The following is an 18,111-nucleotide window of genomic DNA, read 5'->3' on the forward strand; positions in this document are numbered from 1 at the left end:
GCGCGGAACCCGTGGCGAGAGAGCGTGCTCCCGCTCGGCTGCGAAGCAGTCGTAGAACCGGTCATCGCGGTGTGTCAGGCACAGCGCGGTGGCAGGTCCTGGGGCCGCTGTGCGACCCCGCGGGGGCAAGCTCCCTTGCCACACGGGCAAGGGAAGCGCCAAGGTTTCAGTGCTGCAGGATTTTTTCGAGGAAATGCTGCGCACGTTCGGAGCGGGCACTGATGTCGCCGAAGAACTCTTCTTTCTGACAGTCTTCGATGATTTTGCCCTGGTCCATGAAGATCACCCGGTCCGCCACTTTGCGGGCGAAGCCCATTTCGTGGGTGACGCACATCATGGTCATGCCTTCGTGGGCCAGTTGCACCATGACGTCGAGCACTTCGTTGACCATCTCCGGGTCCAGCGCCGAGGTCGGTTCGTCGAACAGCATGACCACCGGGTCCATCGCCAGTGCACGGGCAATCGCCACACGCTGCTGCTGGCCGCCGGAGAGTTGGCCGGGGTGCTTGTGGGCATGGGCGGAAAGGCCGACGCGCTCAAGCAGTTGCAGGCCCTTCTTGGTGGCTTCTTCCTTGCTGCGGCCCAAGACCTTGATCTGCGCGATGGTCAGGTTTTCGGTGATGGTCAGGTGCGGGAACAATTCGAAATGCTGGAACACCATGCCGACCCGCGAACGCAGTTTCGGCAGGTTGGTCTTCGGATCGGCAATGGAAGTGCCGTCGACCACGATGTCGCCTTTCTGGAACGGCTCCAGGGCGTTGACGCACTTGATCAGCGTCGATTTGCCGGAACCGGACGGCCCGCACACCACGATCACTTCACCTTTCTTGACCTCGGTGCTGCAATCGGTCAGCACCTGGAAGTCCCCGTACCACTTGTTGATGTTCTTGATAGAGATCATACGGCAAACCTTTTTTGCAGACGCTTGACCAGCAGCGAGGCGGCAAAGCTGATTGTGAAGTACACGAGCCCTGCGAAGATCAGGAACTCATTGGAGCGACCGATGATGTCGCCGCTGGAGCGCGAGGCATTGAGGAAATCCACCAGGCCCACGGTGTACACCAGCGAGGTGTCCTGGAACAGGATGATGCTCTGTTGCAGCAGCAGCGGGGTCATCTTGCGAAAGGCCTGGGGCAGGATGATCAGGCGCATGGTCTGGCCATAGCCCATGCCCAGTGCCTGGGCAGCGCCCATCTGACCCTTGGGGATCGACTGCACGCCGGCGCGGACGATTTCGCAGAAGTACGCCGCTTCGAACATCATGAACGCCACGATGCACGAGGTGAACGCACCGATCGGGGTATCTTCGCCGGTGATCCAGCGCAGCACGAACGGCACCGCCAGGTAGAACCAGGTGATCACCAGCAGCAGCGGAATCGAGCGGAAGTAGTTGACGTACGCACCGGCGATCCGCGACAGCAGTTTGCTGTGGGACAGGCGCATCAACGCCAGGATGGTACCCAGGATGATCCCGCCGACGACGCCGAGCACCATCAGCTGCAGGGTCATCAGCATGCCGTTCCACAGGCCGGGAATGGCCGGGACGATGCCACTGAAATCAAATTCCATTATTTACCCCCCACGGAGATCAGGCCGGGCACTGCGACTTTCTTCTCGACCAGGCGCATCAGCAGCATCAGGCTCATGTTCAGGGTGAAGTAGATCAGGGTGGCCAGGGTGAAGGCTTCAAACAGGTTGGCGGAAAACTCGGCGGTCTGTTTGGTCTGCGCCAGCAATTCCATCAGGCCGATCAGGGACGCCACGGAGGAGTTCTTGAAGACGTTGAGGAATTCCGAGGTGAGCGGCGGAATGATGATCCGATAGGCCTGGGGCAGCAGCACGTTCCAGTAGATCTGCGGCAGCTTGAAGCCCATGGCGCGAGCGGCGGATTCCTGGCCCCGTGGCAGCGCCTGGATACCGGTACGCACTTGTTCGCAGACCCGGGCGGCGGTGAACAGGCCCAGGCACACGACCACGCTCAGGTACGCCGACGTCGTCGGGTTGAGGTCCTGTTTGTACCAGTCCTGGAGGTTTTGCGGCAGCAGGTCGGGTACCAGGAAGTACCAGATAAACAGCTGAACCAGCAGCGGTACGTTACGGAAGAGCTCCACGTAAACCGTGGCGATCCCCGATACCAGGCGATTCGGCACGGTACGCATGACCCCGAGCACCGAGCCCAGTGTCAGCGCGATGATCCAGGCCACCACGGCAATGGCGATGGTCCAGCCCAGGCCGGAAATGAACCAGTCGAGATAGGTCTCGCTGCCCACGCCGGTGGACTTGAAGAACACGCCCCAGTCCCAGTTGTAATTCATTAGGGTCTCCCCTCAGATCGATCGATGTACAAGCACCCGCTTGGGGAGAATCCTTTCCCGCCTGATATTGAAGATCAGGCACACGCGATCGGCTCGACAACCACCGGTTCGAGTGTTTCCAAAAAATGCCAGCAGGTAGTGACAGACTCCTGAAGGGGCGGGGCCCCTTCAGGATGTAAGGTTAGTCAGGAATCAGGACTTTTTGTCGTCAGCCGCTTTGTCGGTCGGGTTGGCGATCAGGGCCTTGAGCTCGTCGCTCATCGGGAACATCAGGTTCAAGCCTTTTGGCGGGATTGGCGATTGGAACCACTTGTCGTAGATCTTGTTGATCTCGCCCGACTTATAGGTCGCCACGATGGCGTCGTCGACCGCTTTCTTGAATGGGGCATCGCCCTTGCGCACCATGCAGCCGTAGATTTCATAGGACTGCGCGGTACCGGTCACGGCCCAGTCGGTCGGCTTCTTGGCCTTGGCCATTTCACCGGCCAGCAGTGCGTCGTCCATCATGAAGGCAACGGCGCGGCCGCTTTCCAGCATGTTGAAGGATTCACCGTGGTCCTTGGCGGAGATCACGTTCATGCCCATCTGCTTGTCGGCGTTCATCGACTTGAGGATGCGCTCGGAAGTGGTGCCGGCGGTGGTCACCACGTTCTTGCCCTTCAGATCAGGGAAGTCTTTGTAGGTGGAGTCTTTCTTGGCCAGCAGACGGGTGCCGATTTCGAAGATGCCTACCGAGAAGTCAACTTGCTGCTGACGCTCGACGTTGTTGGTGGTGGAGCCGCACTCGACGTCCACGGTGCCGTTCTGCACCAGCGGGATACGGGTTTGCGAGGTGACCAGGTTGTACTTGACCTTGAGATCCGGCATGTCGAGGTCTTTCTTGATGGCTTCGACGATTTTCAGCTGGATGTCGTGGGAGTAGCCAACAGGAACGCCGGAAGCATCCGCGATGTAGGAAAACGGAATGGATGCGTCGCGATGTCCGAGGGTGATGGTGCCGGACTCTTTGATCTTCTTCAGTGTGCCGGTGAGTTCGGCAGCGAAAACTGGAGTGCTAATCAGAGCGGCAGCGATAGCTGCGCCCAACAGATGGGGAACGATGCGCATCAATATTTCCTCGACATTTGTTTTTTTTATGAAGCCAGTTCGACGGCTCTTTTATACAGCGAATGCCTTGACGGCTCCTGATGTGTTGGCGATCAGGCATTCGTCGCAGAGTGTAGAGCATGAGTCGTGCCAGGCCAGGATAAAAGGATCAAGAGGCTGATTTAAAAGGGAATTAAATATCTATCCAGGGTTTCTGGAGCGGCGATTATCCGGTTATCCGAATCCATGCCGGATGCTCGTTCGGAAAACCGAACATCCGCAGCCAGGCTGGCGCGCTAACGCAAAACCCCCGGGCCGTGAGGCGCCGGGGGTTGGGGTGAAGCACTCGGGGAGATCAGGCCGCTTCGATCTTGCGGCGGTTCTGCTCGACCTGTTCCAGATAGCCCCGCAGCTTCTGCTGCTCGGCGGCAGTGGTGAACAGCCCCAGTTTGCTGCGCCGCCACAGGATGTCTTCGGCGTTGACCGCCCATTCCTCGCGGCACAGGTAGTCGACTTCACGGGTGTAGAGCCCGCCACCCAGGTGCTCGCCCATGTCGTTCAGGCCTTGCACGCCTTCCAGCAGGCGCCAGGTGCGGCTGCCGTAAGTGGTGGCCCAGCGCAGGGCGATTTCCCCTGGGATCCAGTCGTACTGCTTACGGATCGCTTCGCTCAGCGCCTGTGGGGTGCTCATGTCTTCACCGCCGGGCAGGGTCGCCTGGGCTGTCCAGCTCGGACGGATGTCCTTGAAGTAGGGCGCCAACTGCGCCAGTGCCGACTCGGCCAGTTTGCGGTAGGTGGTCAGCTTGCCGCCGAACACCGACAGCAACGGCGCCTCTTCAGCCGCGCCGGACAAGGCCAGGGTGTAGTCGCGGGTCACGGCCGAAGGGTTGTCGGACTCGTCATTGCACAGCGGGCGCACGCCGGAATAGGTGTGGACGATATCGTCGCGGCTCAGCTGTTTCTTGAAGTGGGCATTGACCACGTTGAGGATGTAATCGGTCTCGCCGTCGGTGATTGTCACTTTCGCCGGGTCGCCGGTGTATTCACGGTCGGTGGTGCCGATCAGGGTGAAGTGATTCAGGTAGGGGATGGTGAAAACGATGCGCTGATCTTCGTTCTGCAGGATGTGCGCATGTTCACCTTCGTAGAGCTTGGGCACGATCAGGTGGCTGCCCTGGATCAAGCGGATGCCGTAGGGCGAATCCAGCTTCAGGTCATCCTTGATGAACTTGGCGACCCATGGCCCGGCCGCATTGACCAGGGCCTTGGCGCGGATCGAGAACAGGCTGCCGTCGGCGCGCTCCAGGTGCAGGTGCCACAGGCCCTTGCTGCGCCGGGCGCTGACGCAACGGGTCTGGGTGTGGACGTGGGCGCCTTTTTCCCGGGCGGCCATGGCGTTGAGCACCACCAGGCGCGCGTCATCGACCCAGCAGTCGGAGTATTCGAAACCCTTGGTAATTTGCGCTTTCAGCGGGCTGTCCGCACCGAACTTGAGACTCTTGGAACCGGCGAGTTTTTCCCGCTTGCCCAGGTGGTCATACAGGAACAGGCCGGCACGAATCATCCACGCCGGGCGCAGGTGTGGGCGGTGCGGCAGCACGAAACGCATCGGTTTGACGATGTGCGGCGCCTTGGCCAGCAGCACTTCGCGTTCGGCCAGGGCCTCGCGCACCAGGCGGAATTCGTAATGTTCTAGGTAGCGCAGGCCGCCGTGGATCAACTTGCTGCTGGCCGAGGAGGTGTGGCTGGCCAGGTCGTCCTTTTCGCAAAGGAACACGGACAGGCCGCGACCGGCGGCATCGGCAGCGATCCCGACTCCATTGATCCCGCCGCCAATCACGGCAACATCGTAGACCTCGGCAAGAGGGGGCGTGGGCAAGGTAGAAGTGGGCATCGGCGGGCCTCGGGTTTCTTTTAATATTTGAATTGATATTTGAATTCGAACATCAATGTTCATTTACGAAAATACTAGCGCATAAAGTTGCCCACAGCCAGTCGCCTTCGATTGAAAAAACTGATCGAAGCGGGCTCAAAGGAAAATATACGAACATTGTTCGACGCTTTGAGGCGGTCGTGGAGACTGCTCAGCGCAGGCGAAAAAGCCGAGCCTGCGGCTGCAGGCTGCTTGGGGGAGGGGTTACACCACTTCGAGGCGGATCTTGTGCTGGCTGAGCAGTTGGGCGAGGGCCGGGACGGGCTGCTGATCGGTTACCAGGCAGTCGATCAGGCTGATCGGGCCCAGGCGGATCATGGCGTTGCGCCCGAACTTGCTGGAGTCGGCGGCCAGGATCACTTGCCGGGCGTTGGCGATGATCGCCTGGGAGACCCGTACTTCCTGGTAGTCGAAGTCCAGCAGGCTGCCGTCTTCATCGATGCCGCTGATGCCGACCAGGGCGAAGTCGACCTTGAACTGATTGATGAAGTCGACGCTGGCCTGGCCCACCACGCCGCCGTCGCGGCGCACGGTGCCGCCGGTCAGCAGCACGTCGAAGTCGTCCTTGGCGCTGAGCATGGAGGCGACGTGCAGGTTGTTGGTGATGATCTTCAGGTGGTTGTGGTTGAGCAGCGCCCGCGCAATGGACTCGGTGGTGGTACCGATATTGATGAACAGCGAGGCGTGGTCGGGAATTTGTGCGGCGATGGCTTCGCCGATGCGTTGCTTCTCATCGCGCATCTGGTCGGCGCGCATGGCATAGGCGGTGTTTTCGACGCTGGAGTCGTAGGCGGCGCCGCCGTGATAGCGACGCAGCAGGTTCACTTCCGCCAGTTGGTTGATATCGCGGCGGATGGTTTGCGGGGTAACAACGAACAGCTGAGCCATTTCCTCGATGCTGACGTAGCCGCGTTCGCGGACCAGTTCGAGGATTTGCTGCTGACGGGGAGGCAGATTCATGGGGCTTCCTTTGGGCTGCCGTGCAAAATTTGCCCATGATGCCGCAGGAATCTGCTCCCTACCAGTTACAACCGGACGCGAATCCGGCCTCAGGCCTGCTCGGCGCCTTCGTGGGGTTCCCAGTCGCGGGTGCGGCTGACGGCTTTTTTCCAGCCGGCGTAGAGTTTTTCCTTGGCGGTTTCGTCCAGGGCAGGTTCGAACTCGCGCTCGATCACGGCCTTGCCGCGCAACTCTTCCAGGCTGCCCCAGAAACCACAGGCCAGGCCCGCCAGGTAGGCGGCGCCCAGTGCCGTGGTTTCGCGCATTTGCGGGCGCTCGACCTGGGTGCCGAGGATGTCGGCCTGGAACTGCATCAGGAAGTTGTTGGCCACCGCGCCGCCGTCCACACGCAGGGCCTTGAGGCGTTCGCCGGAGTCCTGTTGCATGGCGTCGAGTACGTCGCGGGTCTGGTAGGCGATGGATTCCAGGGCAGCGCGAATGATGTGGTCAACCCGCACGCCACGGGTCAGGCCGAACAGCGCGCCACGGGCATAGGGGTCCCAGTAGGGGGCGCCAAGGCCGGTGAAGGCCGGGACCAGGTACACGCCATTGCTGTCCTTGACCTTGTTGGCGAAGTATTCGGTGTCGTGGGCGTCGTTGATGATTTTCAACTCGTCCCGCAGCCACTGCACGGTGGAACCGCCGTTGAATACCGCGCCTTCCAGGGCGTAGGCCACTTCACCCCGTGGGCCGCAGGCGATGGTGGTGAGCATGCCGTGCTTGGATTTGACCGCCTTGTCGCCGGTGTTCATCAGCAGGAAGCAGCCGGTGCCGTAGGTGTTTTTTGCCTGGCCCGGCTCGACGCACATCTGGCCGAACAGCGCCGCCTGCTGGTCGCCGGCAATACCGCCAATGGCGATACCGCTCTTGGTGCGGCCGTAGATTTCGGACGACGACTTCACTTCAGGCAGCATGGCCCGCGGGATATCCAGCACTTCCAGCATCTTGGCATCCCACTCCAGGGTGTGGATGTTGAAGAGCATGGTGCGCGAGGCGTTGGTGTAGTCGGTGACGTGGGTCTTGCCGCCGGTAAATTTCCAGATCAGCCAGCTGTCGATGGTGCCGAACAGCAGTTCGCCGTCACGGGCGCGCTCACGGCTGCCTTCGACGTTGTCGAGGATCCACTTGAGCTTGGTGCCGGAGAAGTACGGGTCGGTGACCAGGCCGGTGGTGTCGCTGATGTATTGCTCGTGGCCGTCGCGCTTGAGCTGCTGGCAGATCTCGGTGCTGCGTCGGCACTGCCAGACGATGGCGTTATAGATCGGTCGGCCGGTGTTCTTGTCCCAGACCACGGTGGTTTCGCGCTGGTTGGTGATGCCGATGGCGGCAACCTGGTCATGGTGCAGGCCGGCCTGGGCCAGGGCCTCGACCATCACTGCGCTCTGGGTGGCGAAGATTTCCATCGGGTCGTGTTCGACCCAGCCGGCTTGCGGATAGTGCTGGGCGAATTCGCGCTGAGCGGTGCAGACCACGTTGGCGTCACGGTCGAAAATGATCGCGCGCGAGCTGGTCGTACCCTGATCGAGGGCAATGATGTAGTTCTTATTCTGAATGTCGGTCATGTCGATTGCCTTGGACGAAATAAGGAAGTGAGGTGAGGCGCGAGATCGGTTTGGGCAGGATCTCGCGCCCGCTGTTTCAAGAAGTTCTTACTTTGCCGTCAGTGGCCGGTTCTGCGTCCTTTGTAGCAGCAATGGCGCTAGGCAGGTGACGGGCAATCAGCCCGCGATAGGCTGCTGCGCCGAGGCAGGCACCGACGATCGGAGCAAAGATCGGTACCAGGAAGTAGGGGATATCGCGGCCGCCGGTGAAGGAGACTTCACCCCAGCCCATGAAGAAGGTCATCAGTTTCGGGCCGAAGTCCCGTGCCGGGTTCATCGCAAAGCCGGTCAGCGGGCCCATGGCGCTGCCGATCACGGCAATCAGCAAACCAATCAGCAAGGGCGCCATCGCGCCCCGTGGCAGGCCGTTGTTGTCATCGGTCAGGGACATGATCACTCCCATCAGGATGGCGGTGATCACCACTTCCACCAGGAACGCCTGGGCCGTCGACAGCGCCGGGTGCGGGTAGGTGGAGAACACCGACGCCAGCTCCAGACTGGCCTGGGAGCCGCGAATCATCTGATGGCTTTGTTCGAAATCGAAGAACAGGTTGCTGTAAAGCGTGTAGACCAGCAGCGCTGCGCAGAAGGCGCCGGCGACCTGGGCGAGAATATAGAACGGCAGTTTACGCTTCTCGAAATCGGTAAACAGGCACAGCGCGATGCTGACGGCAGGGTTGAGGTGGGCCCCGGAAACCCCGGCCGTGAGGTAGATCGCCATGCTCACGCCGATCCCCCAGATAATGCTGATTTCCCACAAGCCGAAGCTGGCACCCGCCACCTTGAGCGCGGCGACGCAACCCGTACCAAAGAAGATCAGCAGGGCGGTGCCGAGGAATTCTGCGGTGCATTGGCCGAAGAGCGTTGGTTGTTGTAAAGCAGTTGTCATTGAAAACCTCGTTTTTTGTTGTTGTCTGACGCCTGGGCTAAGGGTGCCAAGCGCGATTTTCACCGCCATCAGGATCCCCATCCCGATAACGGCTTACTGCCGGTACACCATTCGATCTACAGCATGATATTCATAAACGAAAAAATATAGACAAGAAACACTGCTGTCAAAGGTCGAAAGTGAACCGGTAGTCATTTTGTAGTTATCAATCAGGTGAATGTTCGTCACAAGGGCGTTCTGGCCCCTGGGACAATCTGTCGCTCAAGGCCCGGGAAAATCGTTTCGACTCGGGTTGGCGGGCCTCGGAGTAGAGCCTTTTGCCGATTGATGTCCTAGAATTCGAGGCCCTTGTTTTTAGTCGCTGTCCCTCCCTTGGAGCTGCCATGACCCCCGCACTGGATTTGCTGAAAAAAGTTCGCGCCGAACATCGGGTGCACAGTTACGAACATGATCCCAAGGCCGCCTCCTATGGGCTGGAGGCAGCGGAAAAACTGGGCCTGGACCCGGCGCAGGTGTTCAAGACGCTGTTGGCCAGCAGTGAAAAGGGGGAATTGCTGGTGGCGGTGGTGCCGGTCGTCGGAAGTCTTGATCTCAAGGCCCTGGCCCAGGCCGCCGGGGTCAAGAAAGCCGAAATGGCAGACCCGGCGGCCGCGCAGCGGGCAACCGGCTACCTGCTGGGCGGGATCAGCCCGCTGGGGCAGAAGAAGCGCTTGCGGACCTTTATCGACAACAGTGCCCAGCCGTTTGCGAGCATCTTTGTCAGCGCCGGGCGCCGTGGGCTGGAAGTCGAGCTGGCAGCGGCGGTGCTGGCCGAGCACACCCAGGCCAGGTTCGCCGATATCGGTCGCGCCTGAAGCTACTGGCGCCACGCCATGGGCAGAGGCCGGCGCTGTATGGTGAAAAATCCCCTGTTCTGTGGCTATCGCCTCCGGGGGGAGGGCCGCCATGCTGCGGGTCGCCTGTTCATGGAGAAGCCACATGCAATTCGAGTTTCATCAAGTCGACGCCTTCAGTGCCCGCCCCTTCAGCGGCAACCCGGCCATGGTCTATCGCCTGGCGGCCTGGCCAGCCGATGCGCTGATGCAAAATATCGCCGCCGAACACAACCTGGCGGAAACCGCTTTTGTGGTGCGTGAAGACTCCGGTTGGCGCATTCGCTGGTTTACCCCGCTCACCGAAATCCCGCTGTGCGGGCATGCGACCCTGGCCAGTGCCCATGTGCTGTTCGAGGTCTATCAGGAGCCGGCGCAGCGCATTGATTTCCTCAGCCGCTCCGGCCCCCTGAGCGTCACCCGCGACAGTGGGCGACTGTGGCTCGACTTTCCCCGTCGCCAGCCGGGCGAAGTCAGCGGGCTCGATCTGGCGGCCTTGACCCAGGCATTGGGGCGCGAGCCGGTGCAGGTGTTGGCGGCCAACGAGCTGTTGGTGGTGCTCGATTCGGAGCAGGCCGTGCGTGACTGTCAGCCGGATCTGGCCGCCCTGGCCAAACTGCCGTGGCCGGGGGTGATTGTCACTGCGGCGGGGCGTGAGCATGATTTTGTGTCGCGCTTTTTTGCGCCGGCCATTGGTATCAATGAAGACCCGGTGACCGGATCGACCCATTGCTGCCTGATCCCGTACTGGGCCGAACGCCTGGGCAAGACCGAACTCACGGCCTACCAATGCTCGCAACGGGGTGGGGAGTTATTCTGTCGGCTGGAAGGGGAGCGGGTGAAGATTGGCGGCGACGCGACCCTGGTGGCCTGCGGCGAATTGCTGTTGGGCTGAGGGAGAAGGTGCAGGCGCCGCCCAATGGCGACGCCTGCATACCGGCAAGGCGGTGTGCGGTCAGTGGGCCGTGCTGTAGCGACGGACCCCGGCTTCGACCTGGGCCATCTGCGCCGCCGTGCTGCCGTTGGCCTGGAACAGCACCAGGTGCTCGGCTGCGACCCGGATGCCCACATCCGCCCCGACCTGATGGTCGACGTGGCTTGGGAAGATCGACTCCAACTGGCTGCCGGTGGGCAGCTGCAGGCGATACAGGGTCGATGCGCCAAGGAAGGTCTTGCCGACAATCCGCGCCTTGAGCGTGCTCTCCGGGGCGTAGACGATATCGTCCGGGCGCAGCAGGACATCCACCGCGCCACCCACCGGCCAGGTATAGGCCCGATTGCCTCGCAGCACGCCGAGCTCGGTCTGCACCGATTCCGGGGTCGTGAGCTGCCCGCGAATAAAATAGCCCTGGCCGATAAAGCTCGCGACAAACGGCGTCAGCGGCTCGTGGTAGAGGTTGTAGGGCGTATCCCACTGCTCCAGGCGACCTTCCTTGAACACCCCGACGTGATCGCTGACAGCGAACGCTTCTTCCTGGTCATGGGTCACCAGAATCGCGCTGGTGCCACGGGCCTTGAGGATGTCGCGCACCTCATGGCTGAGCTTGCGCCGCAGCTCGCCGTCGAGGTTGGAGAAGGGCTCGTCGAGCAGCAGCAATTGCGGTTCCGGCGCCAGGGCACGGGCCAGGGCCACGCGTTGCTGTTGGCCGCCAGACAGCTCGTGGGGGAAGCGCTTGCCGAGGTTTTTCAGGTTGACCAGCTCCAGCAACTCCTCGACCACGCGCTCTTTCTGCGGGTGCTTGCGGATGCCGAAGGCGATGTTGTCCGCCACGCACAAGTGCGGGAACAGGGCGTAATCCTGGAACACCATGCCGATGCGACGACGTTCCGGGGCCAGGGTGAAGCCGGCGCTGGAAATGGTCTCGCCGGCGAGTTGGATCTCGCCTTCGTGCACCGGTTCGAACCCGGCAATCGCACGCAGGGTAGTGGTCTTGCCGCAGCCGGACGAGCCGAGCAGGCAACCGATGTCACCGGCGTTCAGGTGCAGGTTGAGGTTCTGGACGACCCGTTGGTCCTGGTAGCCGCAGGCGAGATTGCGCAGGTTGAGCAGTAATGGCTGGCTCATGCGTGGTGGTACGCCGGCTCGACCAGAAACTCGAGCAGGGCCTTTTGTGCGTGCAGGCGGTTTTCGGCCTGGTCCCAAGCCACCGAACGGGCATCGTCCAGCAGGTCGAGGCTGATTTCTTCACCACGGTGCGCCGGCAGGCAATGCATGAACAGCACGTCCTCGGCCGCCAGGTCGAGCAGGGCGCGGTTGACCTGGAACGGGGCGAACAGCTTCAGGCGCTTGGCGGTTTCTTCTTCCTGGCCCATGGAGGTCCAGACGTCGGTGCTCACCAGGTGGGCGCCGCGCACGGCATCTTTCGGATCGCGGACGATGGTCACGCGATCGCCGGCCTGGGCCAGGAAGTGCGGGTTGGGCTCGTAGCCTTCAGGGCAGGCGATGCGCAACTGGAAGTCGAACTGGATGGCCGCTTCTATATAGCTGTTGCACATGTTGTTGCCGTCGCCGATCCAGGCCACGGTCTTGCCCTGGATCGAGCCGCGATGTTCGAGGAAGGTCTGCATGTCGGCCAGCAACTGGCAGGGATGCAGGTCATCGGACAGGCCGTTGATCACCGGCACGCGGGAGTTGGCCGCGAACTCGGTCAGGGTGCTGTGGGCGAATGTACGGATCATCACCGCATCGAGCATGCGCGACATGACGATCGCGCAATCGCTGATGGGCTCGCCGCGACCCAGTTGGGTGTCGCGCGGGGACAGGAAGATGGCCTGGCCGCCGAGCTGGATCATGCCGGCTTCGAATGAAAGACGGGTACGGGTCGACGACTTCTCGAAAATCATTCCGAGCACGCGGTTTTTCAATGGCTCGAACAGTACGCCGCGGTTACGCAGGTCCTTCAGCTCGATGCCTCGACGAATCACGCTGACCAGCTCTTCGGGCGTGCAATCCATCAGGGAGAGAAAGTGCCTTGCGCTCATCATTAACTACCTTTTTGCAACAGACCGCAGATACTCAAAGCCTTGTTTATTTGAAAAACGGGCGAGACCTGCGGCGAAAGCCGCACGGGGCGACGAAATAGGGGAAGGCGCGATCTTATAATTAAATGTCGCGTCTTACCAATAGTGCTACGGCGTTTAGGGGATTTCAGAGAGGCTACGGTGCGAGTGCGGTAGCGCTTTTGAAGCCTGTTTCCTGACAGCAGCCGGCCATTTGTACACTGCCCCCACGCCGCTTGGCAATCAAGCAGGGCGGGCGCGGCGTGATCCCGGTCGTTTTCTGACCTGTCGGGCGCCGGGTTTTCCGGCAGCATTCACGGGGCATGCACTCTGAAATATTTCCTAATGCAAAGTGCTGGAGTTATAACTGCGCAACAGCGACAGGGAAGTGTTGGCAATGCAGACAAAGGAACAACAACTGATGGCGCTGTTGGGGCTGACGGCGCGCGCGTTGACGGACATGACGGCGTCCATGACCACCCTGTCGTTCGAGTTGCTGCGCAGCGAGGACGATGTCACGCGCAATGCGGCGCGGCAGATGATCGATCGGATGATGACCATCAGCGCCGGCCTGGACGAGCAATGGCACCTGCTGGCTGAGCTCAGCGGTCAGCAGGCCGAGTCGGACCCGCTGATCAACGTGGCGCAGATCACCGCCCAGGGCCCTCCGGGCTTGCCGTCCAACTGAGCCTCGGCGGTTATCGGCAGGCCTGATGCCGTGCGATTCACAGGACACCTCTCCCTGGCGCTGGGCACCCCGCAGCGCCATAGTTTTGTTTCCGCGGCCCGCTGGCTGCCCTGAATACAATAGAGACTGGCCATGACCAAGACTCTCCATCACCGTGCCTGCCATTTGTGTGAAGCCATCTGCGGCCTGACCATCGAAACCACCGAGGCCGAAGGCGCCCCGATCAGAATCACGTCGATCAAGGGCGACAAGGACGACAGCTTCAGTCGCGGCCATATCTGCCCCAAGGCCGTGGCCCTGCAGGACATCCAGGATGATCCTGATCGCCTGCGCCAGCCCATGCAGCGGGTGGGTGACCAGTGGCGGCCAATCGCGTGGGACGCGGCGTTTGCCCTGGTGGCCGAGCGCTTGGCGGCGATCCAGCAGCGCCACGGCAACAATGCGGTCGCCACCTATCAGGGCAACCCCAGCGTGCACAACTATGGGTTGATGACCCACAGCAACTACTTTCTCGGCCTGCTGAAAACCCGTAACCGTTTTTCCGCGACCTCGGTCGACCAACTGCCCCATCACCTGAGCAGTTACCTGATGTATGGCCACGGCCTGTTGCTGCCGATTCCGGACATCGACCACACCGACTTCATGTTGATCCTGGGCGGCAACCCGCTGGCCTCCAACGGCAGCATCATGACCGTGCCGGATGTGGAGAAGCGCCTGAAGGCGATCCAGGCCCGAGGCGGCAAAGTGGTGGTGGTCGATCCGCGGCGCAGCGAAACTGCCGCCATCGCCGATCAGCACCTGTTCGTGCGTCCGGGAGGCGACGCCGCGCTGCTGTTCGGGATGTTGCATACCCTGTTCGATGAGGGTCTGACTCGCCCCAGCCATTTGCCGGTGGACGGCCTGGACCAGGTGCGCGAGTCCATCGCCGGCTTCAGCGCCGAGGCCATGAGCCCGCTGTGCGCCGTGCCAGCCGTGCAGATCCGCCAGTTGGCGCGGGATTTCGCGGCCGCGGACACCGCTGTGTGTTACGGGCGCATGGGGGTCTCGACCCAGGCCTTCGGCACCTTGTGCCATTGGCTGGTGCAATTGATCAACCTGGTCACCGGTAACCTCGATCGGGTTGGCGGTGCGCTGTGCACGGAGCCGGCGGTGGACCTGGTGGCATCGACCTCGGGCGGGCACTTCAATGTCTGGCAAAGCCGGGTGTCCGGACGGCCTGAATACGGTGGCGAGTTCCCGGTATCGGCACTGGCCGAGGAGATGCTGACCGAAGGCGAGGGCCAGGTCCGGGCGCTGATCACCATTGCCGGCAATCCGGTGCTGTCCACACCCAATGGCCGGCAACTGGAGCAGGCGCTGGACGGCCTGGAGTTCATGCTCAGCATCGATTTGTACATCAATGAAACCACGCGCTACGCAGACTTGATCCTGCCCTCCACATCGGCCCTGGAGAACGATCACTACGACACCACCTTCAATATGTTCGCGGTGCGCAATGTCAGCCGTTTCAACCAGGCCATTTTGCCCAAGCCCGAGGGCGCGCTGCATGACTGGGAGATCTTCGTCGGCCTGGCCCAGGCCTTTGCCGCCCATAGCGGCCAGCCGCTCAAGCCTACCGTGGCGCCGGCGCAGATGATCGATCGGGGGCTGCGAGGCGGTCGCTACGGTGATGAGTCGACGTACCGGCTTTCCCTGGCGACCCTGGCCCATCACCCCCATGGCATCGACCTGGGGGCGCTCAAGCCGAACCTGGCGCAGCGCCTGAAGACCGAGAACCGGCGGGTGCAGGCCGCCCCGGCGGCGATTCTGGCTGATCTGGAGCGCTTTGCCGCGTTGCAGGCGCCGGCGGTCGATGAATTGCTGATGATCGGGCGGCGCCACGTACGCAGCAATAACTCGTGGATGCACAACTATCATCGGCTGGTGAAGGGCAAGCCGCGCCATCAGTTGCTGATGCACCCCGATGACCTGGCCAGTCGTGGTCTCAGCGACGGGCAGCGAGTACGGGTCAGCTCGCGGGTCGGGATGATTGAAGTTGAAGTGCTGGCCAGCAGCGAGATGATGCCGGGGGTGGTCAGCCTGCCTCACGGCTGGGGGCATGCGCGGCCTGGCGTGCACATGAGCATCGCCAGCGAGCAGCCGGGCTCCAGCGCCAATGACCTGACCGATGAGCGGCAACTCGACGAATTGTCGGGGAATGCGGCGCTCAACGGCGTGCCGGTCAAGGTGCAGGCTGCTTGAGGTGTCTGTCGGGGAGACCGAGCATGGCGCTCGGCTTTCCGTTACAATGCGCCACCGTGCCGACAACAGAGTCGGAAAGTTCAGCCGAGGTGTTCCATGGATATCATCGAAACTATTAAAGAGCAGATTGCCAACAACACCATTCTGCTTTACATGAAAGGCTCGCCGAATGCCCCGCAGTGTGGCTTCTCCGCGAAAGCCGCTCAGGCCGTAATGGGCTGTGGTGAGAAGTTCGCTTACGTGGACATCCTGCAGAACCCGGAAATCCGCGCCAACCTGCCGAAATACGCCAACTGGCCAACTTTCCCGCAACTGTGGGTGGGTGGTGAGCTGGTCGGCGGCAGCGACATCATGGCTGAGATGTTCGCCAACGGTGAGCTGCAGACCCTGGTCAAGGAAGCTGCCGAAAAAGCCGCTGCGAACAAGACCGAAGCCTGATGCAGGTGCAGTAGCTTCTACGCTGCTGCAAGCTGTGAGGTCATCGGATAAAAGCCCCGCCATGCGGGGCTTTTGTTTTTGCGGCGATTGATCAGTGCGAAGTAATTGATGGGTCGCATATCGTTATCAATCGCAACTACCGGCTTATCTAAATAAGCCGCGCAATAAAAAGCCCCGCGCCTCGATTAAGAGGGCGGGGCTTTTTAATAGGGGCGAGCGCTGCGAAGGTTATTCGCCCATCTGCGATTGCAGATAGTTCTCGATACCCACTTTATCGATCAGGCCCAGTTGGGTTTCCAGCCAGTCGATGTGTTCTTCTTCGGACTCAAGGATATCTTCCAGCAGTTCACGGCTACCGAAGTCGCCGGTTACTTCGCAATGGGCGATGGCTGCCTTGAGGTCGGCGTGGCCGGTGCGCTCGATACGCAGGTCGCACTCAAGCATTTCCTTGGTGTGTTCACCGATGTGCAGCTTGCCCAGGTCCTGGACGTTCGGCAGGCCTTCGAGAAAGAGGATGCGCTTGATCAGCTTGTCCGCATGCTTCATCTCGTCGATGGACTCGTGGTACTCGTGTTTGCCCAGCTTGTTCAGGCCCCAGTCTTCATACATGCGTGCATGCAGGAAGTACTGATTGATCGCGACCAGTTCATTGGCAAGGATCTTGTTGAGATGCTGGATGACTGTAATGTCGCCTTTCATGGTGGGGTCCTGCCCTGTATCAGCTGTGTATAAGGCGGAGTCTGAGCTGCGCAATCAGGAGTGTCAAACCTAAGTTATTGAATAATATATGAAAATTAATCGGAATAAGAATGTTTGTGTTCCGCGTTATGGCGCTAAGCGATTGAATTCTAGGCATAAAAAAACCGGACACTAAGTCCGGTTCCTTGAAAAACGGTTATTTACGCGACATTAAATTCTACGGGATAAGGAATCGCTGCCTGGCTGCTTTGCACTTTGGTCAGGGTTTCCCGTACGACCTGCTTGGCCAGGCACGCACATTTGCCGCATTGGCTGGCGACGCCGGTGGCTTGGCGTACTTCGCGGTAGCTGCAGCAACCTTCAAAGATCGCATCGCGGATTTGTCCGTCGGTGACGCCAGTGCAGAGGCAGACATACATAAGGTGAGAACCGTCGCTGGTTATGGCCCAATTGCGATGGATCTTAATGTTAACGAGAATGATTGTCAAAGTGGTTTGGCGGGCTTTTCCAGTGAATCGGATAAGTCTGACGAACGGGCTTATTTCAGTCCCGCGTGGCGGGTATCGAAACTGGCGGTTTTGCAGGCAGCCACAGCAGCCGATCTAAAAACGATTAAGGACAGCTCAAACCCGCGGTGTATGATGGTCGGTCCTTGCGCAGCAAGATCGCGTCACCGGGTTGTCGTATAGCCGCGGCAGACTGGGATGATCTTGCTCTTCATTCGACCACACCAGGAGATATCCAATGAGCGTACTCGTAGGCAAACAAGCCCCTGACTTCACCGTTCCCGCTGTTCTCGGCAATGGCGAAATCGTCGACAGCTTCACCCTGTCCTCGGCCATCAAAGGCAAATACGGCCTGGTGTTTTTCTACCCGCTGGACTTCACCTTCGTTTGCCCGTCCGAGCTGATCGCTCTGGACCACCGCATGGCAGACTTCAAGGCACGTAACGTAGAAGTGATCGCGGTTTCGATCGACTCGCACTTCACCCACAACGCCTGGCGCAACACCCCGATCAATGCCGGCGGCATCGGTCAGGTTCAGTACATCATGGCTGCTGACATGAAGCACGACATCGCCAAGGCCTACGACGTTGAGTCCGAAGGCGGCGTGGCTTTCCGTGGCGCATTCCTGATCGACGACAAGGGCGTTGTCCGTTCGCAGATCATCAACGACCTGCCACTGGGCCGTAACATGGAAGAGCTGATCCGTCTGGTCGACGCTCTGCAATTCCACGAAGAGCACGGCGAAGTTTGCCCAGCCAACTGGAAAAAAGGCGACAAAGGCATGACCGCTTCGCCAGAAGGCGTTGCTGCTTACCTGAGCGAGAACGCCGGCAAGCTGTAAGCC

18 protein-coding genes are annotated in these 18,111 nt (G+C 60.7%); 6 read left to right on the top strand and 12 right to left on the bottom strand.

Annotated elements, in window-relative coordinates:
- Positions 1 to 166 precede the first annotated feature (166 nt).
- From CF161_RS20730 to CF161_RS20765, 8 genes are all read right to left on the bottom strand, one after another.
- Positions 167 to 901, bottom strand: a complete 735-nt coding sequence (locus CF161_RS20730; RefSeq protein ID WP_020298565.1) for an amino acid ABC transporter ATP-binding protein — start codon at positions 899 to 901, stop codon at positions 167 to 169.
- A complete protein-coding gene (locus CF161_RS20735) occupies positions 898 to 1,569 on the bottom strand; it encodes an amino acid ABC transporter permease (RefSeq protein ID WP_020298566.1) in 672 nt (223 codons plus the stop codon). Before CF161_RS20735 ends, CF161_RS20730 begins: the two co-directional genes overlap by 4 nt.
- Positions 1,569 to 2,315: an amino acid ABC transporter permease gene (locus tag CF161_RS20740; RefSeq protein ID WP_020298567.1), complete on the bottom strand. Its 747-nt coding sequence runs from the start codon at positions 2,313 to 2,315 to the stop codon at positions 1,569 to 1,571. The genes CF161_RS20735 and CF161_RS20740 overlap by 1 nt, the downstream gene beginning before the upstream one ends.
- A gap of 192 nt (positions 2,316 to 2,507) precedes the next feature.
- The gene (locus CF161_RS20745; protein WP_020298568.1) at positions 2,508 to 3,422 is read right to left on the bottom strand and encodes a glutamate/aspartate ABC transporter substrate-binding protein; all 915 of its coding nucleotides are present in this window, start codon (positions 3,420 to 3,422) and stop codon (positions 2,508 to 2,510) included.
- Between the two features lie 334 nt (positions 3,423 to 3,756).
- Positions 3,757 to 5,295: a glycerol-3-phosphate dehydrogenase gene (gene glpD / locus CF161_RS20750; RefSeq protein ID WP_020298569.1), complete on the bottom strand. Its 1,539-nt coding sequence runs from the start codon at positions 5,293 to 5,295 to the stop codon at positions 3,757 to 3,759.
- A 243-nt stretch (positions 5,296 to 5,538) separates the two neighbouring features.
- Complete coding sequence (locus CF161_RS20755) at positions 5,539 to 6,294, bottom strand: DeoR family transcriptional regulator (RefSeq protein WP_020298570.1); 756 nt, start codon at positions 6,292 to 6,294, stop codon at positions 5,539 to 5,541.
- Between the two features lie 89 nt (positions 6,295 to 6,383).
- A complete protein-coding gene (glpK, locus tag CF161_RS20760; protein ID WP_020298571.1) occupies positions 6,384 to 7,895 on the bottom strand; it encodes a glycerol kinase GlpK in 1,512 nt (503 codons plus the stop codon).
- Between the two features lie 76 nt (positions 7,896 to 7,971).
- Positions 7,972 to 8,823, bottom strand: coding sequence for an MIP/aquaporin family protein (locus CF161_RS20765; protein ID WP_020298572.1), 852 nt, complete (start codon positions 8,821 to 8,823; stop codon positions 7,972 to 7,974).
- Positions 8,824 to 9,206: 383 nt separating this feature from the next.
- Between CF161_RS20765 and ybaK the strand changes: the two genes are divergently transcribed.
- Positions 9,207 to 9,677 (top strand): Cys-tRNA(Pro) deacylase, encoded by a 471-nt coding sequence (gene ybaK, locus CF161_RS20770; protein WP_020298573.1) that lies wholly within the window; start codon positions 9,207 to 9,209, stop codon positions 9,675 to 9,677.
- Between the two features lie 124 nt (positions 9,678 to 9,801).
- Complete coding sequence (locus CF161_RS20775; RefSeq protein WP_020298574.1) at positions 9,802 to 10,590, top strand: PhzF family phenazine biosynthesis protein; 789 nt, start codon at positions 9,802 to 9,804, stop codon at positions 10,588 to 10,590.
- Between the two features lie 60 nt (positions 10,591 to 10,650).
- On the opposite strand, the gene CF161_RS20780 is transcribed toward CF161_RS20775, so the two are convergent.
- Entirely contained in the window at positions 10,651 to 11,760 is a 1,110-nt protein-coding gene (locus CF161_RS20780; protein ID WP_020298575.1) for an ABC transporter ATP-binding protein, read from the bottom strand.
- Positions 11,757 to 12,677: an ornithine carbamoyltransferase gene (gene argF, locus CF161_RS20785; RefSeq protein ID WP_020298576.1), complete on the bottom strand. Its 921-nt coding sequence runs from the start codon at positions 12,675 to 12,677 to the stop codon at positions 11,757 to 11,759. Before argF ends, CF161_RS20780 begins: the two co-directional genes overlap by 4 nt.
- A gap of 415 nt (positions 12,678 to 13,092) precedes the next feature.
- Between argF and CF161_RS20790 the strand changes: the two genes are divergently transcribed.
- From CF161_RS20790 to grxD, 3 genes are all read left to right on the top strand, one after another.
- Positions 13,093 to 13,383, top strand: coding sequence for a hypothetical protein (locus CF161_RS20790; RefSeq protein ID WP_020298577.1), 291 nt, complete (start codon positions 13,093 to 13,095; stop codon positions 13,381 to 13,383).
- Positions 13,384 to 13,515: 132 nt separating this feature from the next.
- Positions 13,516 to 15,624 carry a molybdopterin oxidoreductase family protein gene (locus CF161_RS20795; RefSeq protein WP_020298578.1) on the top strand — a complete coding sequence of 703 codons (2,109 nt, stop codon included), beginning with the start codon at positions 13,516 to 13,518 and terminating at the stop codon, positions 15,622 to 15,624.
- A 96-nt stretch (positions 15,625 to 15,720) separates the two neighbouring features.
- The gene (grxD, locus tag CF161_RS20800; RefSeq protein ID WP_020298579.1) at positions 15,721 to 16,062 is read left to right on the top strand and encodes a Grx4 family monothiol glutaredoxin; all 342 of its coding nucleotides are present in this window, start codon (positions 15,721 to 15,723) and stop codon (positions 16,060 to 16,062) included.
- A gap of 228 nt (positions 16,063 to 16,290) precedes the next feature.
- On the opposite strand, the gene bfr is transcribed toward grxD, so the two are convergent.
- Positions 16,291 to 16,761: a bacterioferritin gene (bfr, locus tag CF161_RS20805; protein WP_020298580.1), complete on the bottom strand. Its 471-nt coding sequence runs from the start codon at positions 16,759 to 16,761 to the stop codon at positions 16,291 to 16,293.
- 200 nt (positions 16,762 to 16,961) lie between these two features.
- Entirely contained in the window at positions 16,962 to 17,180 is a 219-nt protein-coding gene (locus tag CF161_RS20810) for a bacterioferritin-associated ferredoxin (protein ID WP_020298581.1), read from the bottom strand.
- Positions 17,181 to 17,505: 325 nt separating this feature from the next.
- On the opposite strand from CF161_RS20810, the gene CF161_RS20815 reads away from it, so the two are divergent.
- On the top strand, positions 17,506 to 18,108 hold the full coding sequence (locus tag CF161_RS20815; protein WP_020298582.1) for a peroxiredoxin: 603 nt from the start codon (positions 17,506 to 17,508) through the stop codon (positions 18,106 to 18,108).
- Positions 18,109 to 18,111 lie beyond the last annotated feature (3 nt).

It is taken from the genome of Pseudomonas sp. CF161 (assembly GCF_000416215.1).
Lineage (GTDB): Bacteria > Pseudomonadota > Gammaproteobacteria > Pseudomonadales > Pseudomonadaceae > Aquipseudomonas.